Annotated in this window: 11 protein-coding genes and 2 pseudogenes; 4 read left to right on the forward strand and 9 right to left on the reverse strand. The window is 62.1% G+C overall.

Annotation, left to right across the window (positions count from 1 at the left end; all coding sequences use genetic code 11):
• A pseudogene (locus IVA80_RS07155) lies at nucleotides 1-232 on the forward strand (hypothetical protein); the annotation flags it as partial.
• A 102-nt stretch (nucleotides 233-334) separates the two neighbouring features.
• Here the strand turns inward: IVA80_RS07155 and IVA80_RS07160 are convergent.
• Genes IVA80_RS07160 through IVA80_RS07170 form a run of 3 tightly spaced genes read right to left on the reverse strand, consistent with a single transcriptional unit; the run spans nucleotide 335 to nucleotide 2,356 of the window.
• The gene (locus tag IVA80_RS07160; RefSeq protein ID WP_247427237.1) at nucleotides 335-1,102 is read right to left on the reverse strand and encodes a protein phosphatase 2C domain-containing protein; all 768 of its coding nucleotides are present in this window, start codon (nucleotides 1,100-1,102) and stop codon (nucleotides 335-337) included.
• Between the two features lies 1 nt (nucleotide 1,103).
• Nucleotides 1,104-1,805, reverse strand: coding sequence for a hypothetical protein (locus tag IVA80_RS07165; RefSeq protein ID WP_247427239.1), 702 nt, complete (start codon nucleotides 1,803-1,805; stop codon nucleotides 1,104-1,106).
• Nucleotides 1,802-2,356 carry a hypothetical protein gene (locus tag IVA80_RS07170; RefSeq protein WP_247427241.1) on the reverse strand — a complete coding sequence of 185 codons (555 nt, stop codon included), beginning with the start codon at nucleotides 2,354-2,356 and terminating at the stop codon, nucleotides 1,802-1,804. Before IVA80_RS07170 ends, IVA80_RS07165 begins: the two co-directional genes overlap by 4 nt.
• Before the next feature lie 843 nt (nucleotides 2,357-3,199).
• On the opposite strand from IVA80_RS07170, the gene IVA80_RS07175 reads away from it, so the two are divergent.
• Nucleotides 3,200-4,903 (forward strand): recombinase family protein, encoded by a 1,704-nt coding sequence (locus IVA80_RS07175; protein ID WP_247427243.1) that lies wholly within the window; start codon nucleotides 3,200-3,202, stop codon nucleotides 4,901-4,903.
• Here the strand turns inward: IVA80_RS07175 and IVA80_RS07180 are convergent.
• From IVA80_RS07180 to IVA80_RS07205, 6 genes and pseudogenes are all read right to left on the reverse strand, one after another.
• A pseudogene (locus IVA80_RS07180) lies at nucleotides 4,876-4,995 on the reverse strand (acyl-CoA thioester hydrolase); the annotation flags it as partial. The gene IVA80_RS07175 and the pseudogene IVA80_RS07180 overlap by 28 nt on opposite strands.
• A 37-nt stretch (nucleotides 4,996-5,032) precedes the next feature.
• Nucleotides 5,033-5,950 (reverse strand): metallophosphoesterase, encoded by a 918-nt coding sequence (locus IVA80_RS07185; RefSeq protein WP_247427246.1) that lies wholly within the window; start codon nucleotides 5,948-5,950, stop codon nucleotides 5,033-5,035.
• A gap of 130 nt (nucleotides 5,951-6,080) precedes the next feature.
• Nucleotides 6,081-7,133, reverse strand: coding sequence for a Holliday junction branch migration DNA helicase RuvB (gene ruvB / locus IVA80_RS07190; RefSeq protein WP_247427250.1), 1,053 nt, complete (start codon nucleotides 7,131-7,133; stop codon nucleotides 6,081-6,083).
• 118 nt (nucleotides 7,134-7,251) lie between these two features.
• Nucleotides 7,252-7,869 carry a Holliday junction branch migration protein RuvA gene (gene ruvA, locus IVA80_RS07195; protein WP_063981036.1) on the reverse strand — a complete coding sequence of 206 codons (618 nt, stop codon included), beginning with the start codon at nucleotides 7,867-7,869 and terminating at the stop codon, nucleotides 7,252-7,254.
• Nucleotides 7,870-8,011: 142 nt separating this feature from the next.
• Nucleotides 8,012-8,539, reverse strand: coding sequence for a crossover junction endodeoxyribonuclease RuvC (gene ruvC / locus IVA80_RS07200; protein WP_247427253.1), 528 nt, complete (start codon nucleotides 8,537-8,539; stop codon nucleotides 8,012-8,014).
• 130 nt (nucleotides 8,540-8,669) lie between these two features.
• A complete protein-coding gene (locus tag IVA80_RS07205; RefSeq protein WP_247427256.1) occupies nucleotides 8,670-9,416 on the reverse strand; it encodes a YebC/PmpR family DNA-binding transcriptional regulator in 747 nt (248 codons plus the stop codon).
• Between the two features lie 206 nt (nucleotides 9,417-9,622).
• Here IVA80_RS07205 and IVA80_RS07210 point away from each other — a divergent pair, with 206 nt between their 5' ends.
• Both IVA80_RS07210 and IVA80_RS07215 read left to right on the forward strand, forming a co-directional pair.
• Nucleotides 9,623-11,371: a methyl-accepting chemotaxis protein gene (locus IVA80_RS07210; protein ID WP_247427260.1), complete on the forward strand. Its 1,749-nt coding sequence runs from the start codon at nucleotides 9,623-9,625 to the stop codon at nucleotides 11,369-11,371.
• A gap of 165 nt (nucleotides 11,372-11,536) precedes the next feature.
• On the forward strand, nucleotides 11,537-12,961 hold the full coding sequence (locus tag IVA80_RS07215; protein ID WP_247427263.1) for a methyl-accepting chemotaxis protein: 1,425 nt from the start codon (nucleotides 11,537-11,539) through the stop codon (nucleotides 12,959-12,961).
• Nucleotides 12,962-13,088 lie beyond the last annotated feature (127 nt).

The following is a 13,088-nucleotide window of genomic DNA, read 5'->3' on the forward strand; positions in this document are numbered from 1 at the left end:
ATCGACGACGTCAACCGCCATCCGGTCATCCATACCTGGTCCTACAAACTTGCCGAGGCCGCCTGAATATGATTCGAATCAAGGAAACGATCGTCTAGTGCTTAGATACGTGGCCTCTGGCTCGACGGCCCCCGATGTTCCGCTCGAACGCGTCAATGTCGAAGCCAGGGCTGGTGTGCCTGCGATTCAGATCTGGGAGGAAGATGTGGTGCCCGCATTAGGGATCGGCTGAGGCAATCGTTTTCGCTCGTCTTGATCTCGTACAGCCAGGTCCGGTCGGGCGTCTCATCGATAAAGCGCGTAACTGCGGAGTTCGCTTGGCAGAAGCACACTATTATTTCTTGGTTTTCGTCGCATTCCACAATTGCTTCGCTCGCGCGCTTTTTATGTAGATCTTGCGAGGAGGCTCGGTCCCTGAAACCTTGGTCAATGCATCTTCGGCGATGCGCGTGATCTGAAGTACGCTGCGGTCATCTCCCTCTCCGGCGTGCTCCGCCATGCGGCCATGGATGAACGCGTTCTGCTGGGCGTGATCCAGCTCAGCCCAGAATCCATCCGTTGCCACAAGCAGCGCCATTTTGTCCACCGGGATTGAACAGAAAGCCGGTTCGACAAATTCTCGCGAGCGGAAGCTACGCGTAAGACGATGACGACCGATATCATTTGCCAAATCGCCAATCTTCATCGGCGTTACAGCGTTGGCGAGCGTATGCGGTTGGACCAGCCAAGACACCTTGCCCGCTGGCGCGTAATGGCCAACCAGGCAATCGCCTGCGTGCAGAATGAGTGCCTCGCGCCCATCGCCGACGTGTATCAAGAGGTAGCTCGCCGAATCCCTCTGGAAATGCTCGGTGAGCTCGGCACGCGTCGCCCGAAGCTGGGCAGTTAGGACCGCTACGGTGATTGCTTGGTCCGTCGACACGAACCAATCGACTATTCGGCGCGCAATCTCGGAGGCGAAGACTCCACTGTTTGCTCCGGAGCTCGAACCGTCGAGGACGATGGCGAGGACCTCTGTTTGACGTATGCCGATTCCGGCACAATCCCGGTTGTCGGTCGTCCTTGTTCCTTGCTGGCTCTGCCAGCGGAGTGCAAAGGCCATGTCAGCCGTCGCCGAGCCTGCTCAATGCGATGAAGCGGTCGCGGACAATGTCAGCACGTCCCTCCGGGCCGCGAATATTTCCTTCGAGGAAATGATCGAAGTCGCGATCTGAAAGTAGCCTTTTGAATTCCCCGGCAATGTATGAGCGAATGTCCGCATCGGCGGCGGCAACTTCGTCAACTAGTTCTTGCCGCCCGTCAACGAGGAGCAGGATATCTTCAGCGTCGCGGCTGCCGATAAGGTCGCCGCCACCTCTGCCGCGATAAGCCTCCAGCTTCGTTGCGATGAACATGGGCGGGGTGAGATGCCGGATTGTGATGTTTTCATCCAGTGACGTCTCAACGGCTGTTTCGATCCCCTTTGCGTACCAACGATTGCTGAAGCCGAGGATCTCCTCGTCGTCCGGCATAAAGTCGACCTTGAGCTCGCCAAGCTTCATCCGGCATATGACATTGTCGTCGACTGCCTCGGAGAAGCCCTGCTTGCGAAGTTGCTCCAGTAACTTTGCCCACTCCGGAAAGCCGGCCAGATCCACAATCAGGTCGACATCATCTGTGGCTCTTACTCCCTCAAGCGTGACCGGATCCGTTATATAGAGAGCCGTTGTGCAGCCGCCCACAAAGACCAATCGCGCAAGAAGTTGATCGCCGAGCGCGACGGCAACTGTCTTCAGCATTTCCTTGAGACGGCCTTGGATCGTCATCCTAGCCGCTCCTTAAGCAAATTGCTGGCGAGGTGTGCTTCGCGCTGATTACCGAGTCGTATCGCGTCCACGAGAGCCAAATAGGCGTAAAGGCGATCGTCCTTCTCTGCGGCTTCTGGCACGGTCTTGAACAGAGGCTCGATTGACTCGCCCATCTCGCGGCCGCGCGCATAGGGCCAGACGTGGATCAGGCTGCCAGCGCTGTGGAGCGAGTCCTTTAGGACAGGGGCGGCGAAAGCTGTCGGCACGCCGCGCTGCATCGGACCTGGTTTTGCCGGGAAAACAAACTTCAGCCCGTGGGCAATAAAATCGCGCAGGTTCCTGCGATTGGGATTTGGATGGTTGGTGTCGCGGTCCTTGATTGCCATGCCGGATGCGAGACTGCGATTGATCGAGGCCGCGATTTCCGTTTTGCTGATTCCGAGAGAGGCTCCGAGCCCTCTCACCGAGTACGGGTCCTCACCGTCCAGGTGGACGTCTGTCCCGGTTGCGTGTTCATGATCCTGCAAGCTGACGAGCTTTAGCAGGACGACAATATCCTGGCTTTTCATGGTTCCGCGCTGTCCTCAGTCCTCGGACAGAGGACACTAGGCGCGTTGGTTGGCTTGTCAAGTTTTCAGAACTCGGATTCAGCAGAATTGCCAGATAGTTCCTCGGCGCCGAACCAGCTAGAGATCGGCGCCGGTAGCAGCTTCTTAAGGATATTCGATGGGTCCTTAGGTCGCTCGGGATCGTGTTTCGGTGGCCTCCTTGCTGTGCGCCGGCTCCCAGATTCTGGCGATCACGGGGATTGAGAGGATGGTGCAGATGCTAGCGAGCAGGCCTAAGACATCCCTGCAAGGAGACTGGAGTGCGGCTGCCGCGCTTTCAAACGCAAGCCATAGCGCGGGCATGCCCACTTAATTTACGGAGGCGATCGGTCCCTCCAAGTGATCGGCCGGAATCGTTTCGATAGCGCAAGTATTTTTTCGTAATTTTTTCCGCCGCGTTTTCCCATCGCTACGACGAACATGCAGCCGCAACGCAAACGCGCGACATCGCACTTTGCGGTGCCAGCGGCGACCGCGTTTATCTTGGCGCGGACGTTTGTCAAAGTTGTGGAGAGGAGAATTCAGCTACAGGTTCATGCGATGGCATCCGAAAAACTTCGAGAAATCACGCGCGCTACGCCATTGATGCTTGCAGACGCGATCGCCTGCGCTACTGTGTAATGCGTAACGGGACGCGATCGCATCCGAGACAAAAAGCGATCATCCGACCGCTTGCCCCTTCGCACCCTCAGAGCTGGGACAATCCCGACAATGAGGAAGTCTGGCTCGAGTTGGCGCGCGCCATCGGACGACAAATTGCACGGGACGAAAAAGCCGGTTTGGAACAGCCGATAAGGGAACGGCATGACGATAGTGTCACCGAAAAAGAGGGCCGTGCTATACGCCCGTTATTCCAGCGACATGCAAAAGGCGACCTCGATTGACGGCCAGCTATTGCTTTGCCGAAAGATCGCCGAACGCAACAACCTGGACGTGATCGGTGAATTCGTAGACGCCGCAAAGTCTGGCCTTACCGAAGAGGCGCGTGATGGCTATCAGCGACTTCTCAACGGCGTGCGAAATCACGACTTTGACGTGGTCGTCGTTGAGCACTTTGATCGGCTGTCGCGCGATCCCGCAACGATCCAGCGCCTAAAACAGGTCTTCGAGTTCAACGGCGTTGACCTAATGGATCAGAAAGGCATTTACGCGACCGCCACCGATATTAGCATCGCGAGTCTCTACAACACGATCTACAAGCCGCAGCTTGCTGACAAAGTTCGGCGCGGGCACGACAACGCCGTCGCCAACGGAAAAATTCCCGGCGCGTATGCGTACGGTTATCGGCTGAAGCCTGGCGCGCCCGGTGAGCGCTTGATCGACAAGAACGAAGCGAAGATCGTACTCCGCATTTTCAAAGAATATGCTTCGGGCCGTTCAACCCGAGAGATTGCCGCCGATCTTACCCACGAAGGGGTGCACTCGCCCGGTGCCACCCGTCACAAGAACAAGGCTGGCCGTTCCACTTGGAATCATCAGTGCATCACTGGTGGTCGTCATGGTCGCGGAATTCTCGGCAACGAGTTGTACATCGGCGAAATTCATTGGAACGTTCGCTCAACAATTCTGAACCCGGAGACACAGAAGAAGCAGAAGCGCCGCAATCCGGAAGAACGCCACATCTTGGTCAAGAATCCCGAGCTGCGAATCATTCCGCAAGAACTCTGGGATACGGTGCAGAAAGTGCGCGGCGCGCGCGCCATCCATATGTTCGGACCAACGGGTAAACCGCAGCGTCGCCCGCTGATCCCGCGTAACAATGAGCACCCGCTTGCCGGCGTACTCCGCTGCGGCGTTTGCAACGGCCATATGCGAATTGCACAATCGTCTCGGAACGGCGCGCCGCGTGCGGCATGCGCCAACGCGCATCAGCGAGGCACCTGCGAGCACACCCGAAGCTTTGACATGGACGTTCTACTTGAGGATGTTTCCATCAAGATCGATGCGAAATTGCTTTCGCCAAAAGCCATTGAAGAAGCGATGGGTGCTTGGCAGGAGGAACGCAAGAAAGACCGAAAAAAAGGTAGTGAACGCGACAACCTGGAGCGTCGACGGCGAGTACTGACTACCGAGATAGAGCGCCTGTCATATGCGATCGCAAACAGTCGTCGTAAACCGGATGAGCTGCTTAAGCGTATCGATGAGTGCGATCTAGAGCGGGAGAATGTGGATGCGCGCTTGCGGCTGCTGGGCAATGGCAGCGAGAATGTGATCCCGTTCGACCATCCGAAGTTCGGCGAACTCTACCGTTCGGAGGTGAAGAAACTCGTCAGCGCGCTGAAGATCAATCCGAAAGCGATCGAAACCCGCGTCGCCTTCCGCAATTTGATCGACTGCATTGTGGTGCATCCCGGCCGCAAGCGGATGCCCTACGAATACACGCCATACCTGAACAGTGCCGTCCTTTTCGGCAAGAAGCTTTTCCCCGAAAACCGCCGCAAGGCAGAAGAAATTGGCATGTTTGCATACTACGATAATGGCAAGTCAGAGAAGTCCGTGTCCTCGTAGTAGACGCGGACCTGCATGTGGTGGCGGCCGTCGCGGATCTCGCCGTCGAGATGGGCAGTCACGTCGCAAGCCTCTTCGCTTTTCGCTACCAGCCCGTTTTGCGCAAAAACGGCCGGCGGCGCAAGCTGGCTAGACGACCACCGGCCCCCGCCCCAACGTCACCTCGACGATCTCCGGCGGCACGCCGAAGCGGACCGGCATGATGCTGCAACCGAGGCCACCGGAGATGATGACGTCGCATCTCAGCCGGATATGACCATAGGCAAGCCGGAGGCCATGCTGCGGCGGAACGGCCGGCGACCAGCCGAGCAGGCGGATCTGGCCGCCATGGGTGTGGCCGGACAGTTGCACCGCGACGCGTGCGGGCACGCGCGGCGCGATGTTGGGCTCGTGCGCGAGCAGGATGATCGGTGCGTCGTCGGTAACCTTTGCTAGCGTCGCGGTGAGATCGTCGGCGCCGAAACGCACCACGCTCCGGAAGCGCCGGGCCGGAAGGAACGCAAGTTGATCGCCGAGGCCGGCAAGCCAGAACGGGCGGCCTTCCTTCGTGAGCCGCACGGCATCGTTCTCGTAGACGGGAATGCCGGCCGTCTCCAGCGCACGATGCGCGATGGTCGTCCCGTGCCCTGCCTTTTGCACGGTCCTGTCGTCCCAATAATCGTGATTGCCCATCACGGCATGGACGCCCAGCGGGGCCTTGAGGCCGGCCAGCACCCGGGCCCATTCGCTCGATGGAATGATGCGCGTGACCTGGTGAAGACCTGCGACATAGTCGCCGAGGAGCACGATGATGTCGGCATTCAGCGCATTGGTGCGATCGACGATAGCCTCGATCCGCTCCAGCGACATCCAGGGATCGCAGGCATGGATGTCGGCGATCACGGCGATCTTCAGCGGAAAATCGGCCGGCCATTGCCGCGGCGTCAGATGATAGCGAGTGACGCGGAGCCGCAGCACCGGCTCGACGCCGACGCCGTAGGCGGCGGTCGAGAGGCCGAGGGCGGACAGACCGCCGATAGAACGGATGAGATGACGGCGCGTGATCATGGAAGCCCGGTTGTGATGCGCTTTTCGTGATGCGGCCCGATTGGAGCGGAATTGGGGTGCGCTTGTGCAGACCGTCTGCACGACATTACCGGAAATTCATGAGAACTGGAGCGCTTTGCACTCGCGCAGATCAGTCGTCGCTCTCGTCCGTGCCGAACAGGCCGAACTGTGCCGCCGCATCGCGCGAGGGTTCGCTGATGCCGAGATGGCGGAAGGCGTGCGAGGTGAGCAGGCGGCCGCGCGGGGTGCGCTGCAGATAGCCGCACTGAATAAGATAGGGCTCGATGATGTCTTCGATCGCATCGCGCGGCTCGGACAGAGCGGCGGCCATCGTCTCCACGCCGACCGGGCCGCCGCCATAGTTTTGCGCGATGGTCGTGAGGTAGCGGCGGTCCATGGCATCCAGGCCGGCGGCGTCGACCTCGAGTGCGCTCAGCGCGTGGTCGGCAATCCCGCGATCGATCTTGTCGGCATCGGCGGCGGAGGCGAAATCACGCACGCGGCGCAACAGGCGCCCGGCGATGCGCGGCGTACCGCGGGCGCGGCGCGCGATCTCGTTGGCGCCATCCGCGCTCATGCCGACATTGAGTACGCGCGCGCCGCGGGTGACGATGCTTTCGAGTTCCTCGATGGTGTAGAAGTTGAGTCGGACCGGAATGCCGAAACGATCGCGCAAGGGATTGGTGAGAAGGCCGGCGCGCGTGGTGGCGCCAACAAGGGTGAATTTCGACAGCTCGATCTTCACCGAGCGCGCCGCCGGGCCCTCGCCGATGATGAGATCGAGCTGAAAATCCTCCATCGCTGGATAGAGCACCTCTTCCACCGCCGGGCTGAGGCGGTGGATTTCATCGATGAAGAGCACATCGCGCTCTTCGAGATTGGTGAGGAGCGCGGCGAGATCGCCGGCCTTGGCGATCACGGGGCCTGATGTGGCGCGAAAGCCGACGCCGAGCTCCTTCGCCACGATCTGCGCCAGCGTGGTCTTGCCGAGGCCCGGGGGACCTACGAACAGCACGTGATCCAGCGCCTCGCCGCGCTTGCGCGCCGCCTCGATGAAGATCGAGAGATTCTTGCGCGCCTGCTGCTGGCCGACGAAGTCGGACAGCGACTGCGGCCGCAGCGCGGTGTCGCCGACATCATCGCTGCGGCGTTCGGGCGTGACCATGCGGGGGGGAGTGGTCATGCGGATAAACCAGATCGTAGGGTGGGCAAAGGCACTCCTCGCGCCGTGCCCACGATGTCTCCGATCGCTCTGCAGATAGTGGGCACGCTTCGCTTTGCCCACCCTACGATCTGAACACTCACTTCGACAGCTCCTTCAAGCCGAGCCGGATGAGCTGCGCGGTCTCGGCGCTCTCGCCGGCGCTGCGCGAGGCCGATGCAATCGCCGCGGCCGCCTGCGGCTGGCCATAGCCCAGATTGACCAGGGCGGAAATCGCATCCGCCACCGGGCGCGGCGCGCGCTGGTCGTCGACGGCGCCGGCGAGATGTACCACGGCCGGATCGACATTGGCGAAGGCCGGCGCCTTGTCCTTCAACTCGGTGACGATGCGTTCGGCGACCTTGGGGCCGACACCGGGCGTGCGCGCCACCGCGGCCTTGTCACGCAGCGCAATGGCATTGGCGAGATCGGAAGGCGCCAGCGTGCCGAGCACGGCGAGCGCGACCTTGGCGCCGACGCCCTGCACGGTCTGGAGCAGGCGAAACCATTCGCGCTCCTGGTCGGTGCGGAAACCGAACAGTTTGATCTGATCCTCGCGAACGTAAGTCTCGATCGACAGCACGGCGGCCTCGCCGGGCGAGGGCAGATGCTGCAGCGTCCGCGCCGAGCAGTGCACCTGATAGCCGACGCCGCCGACGTCGAGGAGCACGTAATCCTCGCCGTAGGAATCGATCAGGCCCTTGAGCTTGCCGATCATCTCGTGGCCTCGCTCGCGGCGTACAATTCTCTTTCGTCATGGCCGGGCTTGTCCCGGCCATCCACGCCTTTGACATCGGCGCGAAGCAACATGGATGCCCGGGACAAGCCCGGGCATGACGGCCGTGACGTGTGGTGCCCGCTCATATCCCCACCACCTTCAACCTGAGCGCGGTGCTCTGGCGGTGATGGGCGTGGGTAATGGCGATGGCGAGCGCGTCGGCGGCGTCCGCGGACGGCGGCTCGGCCTTGGGCAGCAAAATCTTCAGCATCATCGCGATCTGCTGCTTGCCGGCGTGGCCGGCGCCGACCACGGTCTTCTTGACCTGGTTCGGCGCGTATTCGGCCACCGTGATGCCGAACATCGCCGGCGCCAGCATGGCGACGCCGCGGGCCTGGCCGAGCTTCAGCGTCGCGACACCGTCCTTGTTCACAAAAGTCTGCTCGACCGCGGCTTCCATTGGCTGGTGACCGGAGAGGACGGCGGCGAGCCCCTCATGGATCGCGAGCAGCCGGGTTGCCAGCGGCAGGTCGTCCGGCGGTTCCACCGAGCCGCAGGCGACGTAGATCAAACGATTGCCCTCAGCCTCGATCACGCCCCAGCCGGTGCGGCGCAGGCCAGGGTCGATGCCGATGATGCGAACGGGGCCGCGAATCGGGAGCGCAGTCATGGGGCAGTGATAGCGGCTGGCCGCCGTGGGGGAAACAGAAACAGAACGGAAGTAACAGGGGAAGTGGGGTCTCCTCTTCGCCTCTCCCCCGCAAGAGCGGTGCGAGGGAGAGCACGGTCCACGGGAGTGCCTAGCCGCCCATCTTCGCCATCAGCGCGTCGGACACCTCGAAATTGGCGTAGACGTGCTGGACGTCGTCGTGCTCGTTGAGCAGGTCCATCAGCTTCAAGAGCTTCTCGCCGGTCTCATCGTCGACAGAGAGCGTATTCTGCGGCTTCCAGATCAGAGCGGCCTTGCGCGGCTCACCAAACTTGGCTTCCAGCGCCTTGGCGACGTCGCGATAGCTTTCGGTCGAGGCGTAGATCTCGTGGCCGCCTTCGCCGGACTGCACGTCGTCGGCGCCGGCCTCAATCGCGGCATCCAGCACCGCGTCGTCGGAGGCGACGCTACGGTCGTATTCGATGATGCCGGTACGGTCGAACATGAAGGAGACCGAGCCGGTTTCGCCGAGGTTGCCGCCGGACTTGGTGAAGAAGGAGCGGATGTCGGAGGCGGCGCGGTTGCGGTTGTCGGTCAGCGCTTCGACGATGACGGCGACGCCGCCGGGGCCGTAACCCTCGTAGCGGATCTCTTCATAGTTCTCGCCCTCGTTGCCGAGCGCCTTCTTGACGGCGCGCTCGATATTGTCCTTCGGCATATTCTCCTGGCGCGCCGCGATGATGGCCGCACGCAGGCGCGGGTTCATGTTGGGATCGGGCGTCCCCAGTTTGGCCGCGACGGTGATTTCCCGTGCCAGCTTGCCGAACAGCTTCGACTTCTGCGCATCCTGCCGCCCCTTGCGGTGCATGATGTTTTTGAATTGGGAATGTCCGGCCATGCGTGATCTTCTCTAGGGAATCGTGCGCCATAGGTGAGCGTGGGAAGCGCGGCCTTATAGGCCGCCAACCCACCGGAATGAAAGAGGCTCTACGACTTTAAGGTAATAACGTAGTGCCCCGTGCCTGGATGTCAGGCGCCGTTAACCCTGATTTCATTCCAGCTTGCGAAAATAGCGTCCGCCCGTTCCCCGACAAGAGTGACCTGATGGCGTTCGCATTATTTCGGAAGCGTCTGCGGGACTTGCCTGTGCCGGTGGCAACTCCACAGGCCGCGCAGTCGCCGGTCGATTTCGCTCCGGCCTCAGCCGCCGAGGGCGATTCCGCCACGGAAATCCTGGAACTGCTGGAACTCGAACTCGGCGCCATGATCCGTCAGCTCGAGCGCGCCGCCAATTCGGTCGCCGGCGGCGCGGAGGCGACCGCCACGACGCTTGCCGCCATCCGCGACCGCACCGACGCCCTGACCGGCCGGACCAGCGCCGCGCAATCGACCGCCTCCACCTTCGCCCATGCCGCCGACAAATTCACCCAATCCGCGCAGGGCATCGGCGCGCAGGTGCGCGAGGCCGGCAAGCTTGCCGACGAAGCCAGCGCCGCGGCACAGGAAGCCCGCGCCAATGTCGACCGCCTGCGCGAGTCCTCGGCCGCGATCGGCAACGTCGTCAATTTGATCGCACAGATCGCGCGGCAGACGACACTGCTCGCGCTCAACTCGACCATCGAGGCCGCGCGTGCGGGCGCTGCGGGAAAAGGCTTTGCGGTCGTCGCCACCGAGGTCAAGGCACTTGCGGTGCAGACCCAGGGCGCGACGGAGGAGATCACCAAAAAGATCGACGCGCTCCAGCGCGACGCCGCCGGCTCTGCGGACGCGGTACACCGCATCTCGCAGGCGATCGAGGCGATCCGCCCGGTATTCGAAACCGTCAACGGCGCGATCGCCGAACAGAACGCCACCACCAGCGAAGTCTCCGGCAACGCGACAAGCGCGTCGGAGTTCATCATCTCGGTCGGCGAAAGTGCGGCCGAGATCGATGCCGCGACCAAGGCCGCTGAGACCCACGGCGAGAACGTCGCCAGCGCCGGCAAGGCCGTGACCGCCTTCGCACAGAAACTGAAATCGCGCTGCGCCGTGCTGCTCCGCCAGAGCGAGCACGATGACCGCCGCAAGACCGAACGATTGCCGTGCCATCTCAAGCTTGAAACCGCGCGCGGCGTATGGCCGGTTTACGAGATCGCGATGGATGGCGTGCTGATCGGTGGGGCGGAGGCAGGCCGGCTTGCACCGCAGGCAATGATCGAAGGCACCCTCGTCGACGTCGGCGCTTGCCGCCTGCGCGTGGTCGAACAATCCAAGGCCGGCGCCCGCGCGCAATTCGTCAATCCCGATGCCGAGCTCAAAGCGAAGGTCGAGGACAGGCTCTGGTCGATCCACGAAGAAAACACGGAGTTCGTCAGCCGTGCCATGGAGGCGGGCAACGCACTGACCGGGATCTTCGAACAGGCGGTCGCGCGCGGCGAGGTCAGGATCGACGACCTCTTCGACACCGATTATGCCGAAATCGCCGGAACCAATCCGCAGCAATACCGCACTCGATATCTGGACTGGGCCGACCGCGCGCTGCCGCCGTTCCAGGAAGCGTTATTGGCGAAGGATCCGCGCATGGCATTCTGCGCGATGGTCGATCGCAATGGATTCCTGCCGGTGCACAACAGGATCTATTCGCATCCGCAGCGGCCTGGCGATGCCGCCTGGAACACAGCCAATAGCCGCAACCGGCGGATCTTCAACGATCCGGCGGGATTGGCTGCCGCGCACAACCTGCGCTCGTATCTGGTCCAGAGCTATGCGCGTGACATGGGCAATGGGAATACGGTGATGATGCGCGAGATCGACGTCCCGATCCGCGTGCAGGGCCGGCACTGGGGCGGATTTAGGACGGCCTACAAGCTTTAGAGCACGATTCAAACAAGCAGCCAAAGCGCGACAACAAGTTTCGCGCCTTCGTGCACGCTCAGGCAAGACGGCGACGAATCACCCTTTAGAATTGGAATGGGAAGAATTGGAATGGGAATGCCGCAGGGGGCCGGCGAACGGCTCTGACTGGAGGACGCTCAAGACATGTCCGTCGTACAACTTGCCGTACTGGACACCGGCTCCAACCGGACACTTGCCGAACGTCTGATCGACCAGCTCGCCGACCGCATCGGCGGTCTCGGCGTGGAGCTCGCCGACATCGCCGGCAACGTCCAGGAGGTCGCAAACCGTGTCGCGAACCAGTCCGAACGGTTCCATCACCTCCAGAACACGGCCGAGACGATGGTCTCGGCCAATCACGACATCGCCAATGCATCACAAGCGGTGCAATCGACCGCATCAGCGGCGGTCGGTGAGATCGCGCAGTCGCGCGGCGCAGTCGACACCGCGGTCAGCCACATCTCCGGGCTCGTCGCAGCCGTGGAGCGGATCGAGGCGCGCTTGAGCGCCGTCGGCTCGGCGCTGGCGCAGGTGGCAAAAGTGTCCGGTTCGATCGAGGCGATCGCGAAGCAGACCAACCTGCTCGCGCTCAACGCCACCATCGAAGCGGCGCGCGCCGGCAATGCCGGCCGCGGATTTGCGGTGGTCGCAAGCGAAGTGAAGAACCTCGCGGAAGCCACCCGCCAGGCCACGCATCAGATCTCCGACACCGTGCGCGATCTCGACGGCCAGATCGAAGGCCTGATCAGCGAGAGCAGCGACGCCTCGCAGCGCGCCAAGACTGCCGGCGAAGGCGCCCAGCAGATCTCCGGCATCATCTCGCGGGTCCAGCAGGGCTTCGCCTCCGTGGAAGCGGAGATCAACAGCGTCACGCGCGCCGCGACCTCCAATCTCGGCCATTGCGACACGGTCATCAGCGAGCTCAACGAGCTCGCCAAGGGCGTCGACCTGTCCTCGCGCGATCTCAAGAGTGCCGATCAGCGCGTGACGAAACTGCTCGACACGTCCGAAGCCCTGATCGCACTGATCGCCGACAGCGGCGTGGAGACGTCGGATGCGCCGCTGATCCGCGTCGCCGTCGAGACCGCAAAGCGGATCTCGGACGAGTTCGAAGCCGCAATCGACCGCGGCGAGATCACGCTCGACCAACTCATGGACGAGAACTACCGGGAAATCTCCGGCACCGATCCCAAGCAATACAATACCAACTATGTCGAGTTCACCGACCGCGTGCTGCCCGCGATCCAGGACCCGATCCAGAAATCCGATCCCCGTATCGTGTTCTGCGTCGCCTGGGCCAGGAACGGCTATCTGCCCACGCACAACCCGAACTACCGCCTGCCGCAGGGCAAGGACCCCGTCTGGAATAACGCCAATTGCCGCAACCGCCGCCTGTTCACAGACCGTGCAGTGCAGAAGGTCGCGGCGAACACCAAGCCGTTCCTGCTCCAGACCTATCGCCGCGACATGGGCGGCGGGCAGTTCGTGCTGATGAAGGATCTGTCTTCACCGATCATGATCCGCGGCAAGCACTGGGGCGCCTTCCGGATGGGTTTTCGGCAGAGCTGACGGCCGCAGCGAGGCGCCTCGCCCGATGGCGCTCCGGCGCCCTGAATCAAAAAAGTTGAAAAACAACCCCATGCACAGTAGCCGGGACCAGCGAAATCAAGGGCTTGCGCGGGCAGCCGCGACGCGG

Origin of the sequence: Bradyrhizobium sp. 139, assembly GCF_023074175.1 — a bacterium.
In the GTDB taxonomy this organism is placed as follows: Bacteria; Pseudomonadota; Alphaproteobacteria; order Rhizobiales; family Xanthobacteraceae; genus Bradyrhizobium.

Coding starts and splice junctions, on each gene's coding strand:
- ruvC (WP_247427253.1), bottom strand. CDS start 8,539: ATGACTGCGCTCCCGATTCGCGGCCCCGTTCGCATCATCGGCATCGAC.
- IVA80_RS07160 (WP_247427237.1), bottom strand. CDS start 1,102: ATGGCCTTTGCACTCCGCTGGCAGAGCCAGCAAGGAACAAGGACGACC.
- ruvA (WP_063981036.1), bottom strand. CDS start 7,869: ATGATCGGCAAGCTCAAGGGCCTGATCGATTCCTACGGCGAGGATTAC.
- IVA80_RS07165 (WP_247427239.1), bottom strand. CDS start 1,805: ATGACGATCCAAGGCCGTCTCAAGGAAATGCTGAAGACAGTTGCCGTC.
- IVA80_RS07170 (WP_247427241.1), bottom strand. CDS start 2,356: ATGAAAAGCCAGGATATTGTCGTCCTGCTAAAGCTCGTCAGCTTGCAG.
- IVA80_RS07185 (WP_247427246.1), bottom strand. CDS start 5,950: ATGATCACGCGCCGTCATCTCATCCGTTCTATCGGCGGTCTGTCCGCC.
- IVA80_RS07175 (WP_247427243.1), top strand. CDS start 3,200: ATGACGATAGTGTCACCGAAAAAGAGGGCCGTGCTATACGCCCGTTAT.
- ruvB (WP_247427250.1), bottom strand. CDS start 7,133: ATGACCACTCCCCCCCGCATGGTCACGCCCGAACGCCGCAGCGATGAT.
- IVA80_RS07215 (WP_247427263.1), top strand. CDS start 11,537: ATGTCCGTCGTACAACTTGCCGTACTGGACACCGGCTCCAACCGGACA.
- IVA80_RS07205 (WP_247427256.1), bottom strand. CDS start 9,416: ATGGCCGGACATTCCCAATTCAAAAACATCATGCACCGCAAGGGGCGG.
- IVA80_RS07210 (WP_247427260.1), top strand. CDS start 9,623: ATGGCGTTCGCATTATTTCGGAAGCGTCTGCGGGACTTGCCTGTGCCG.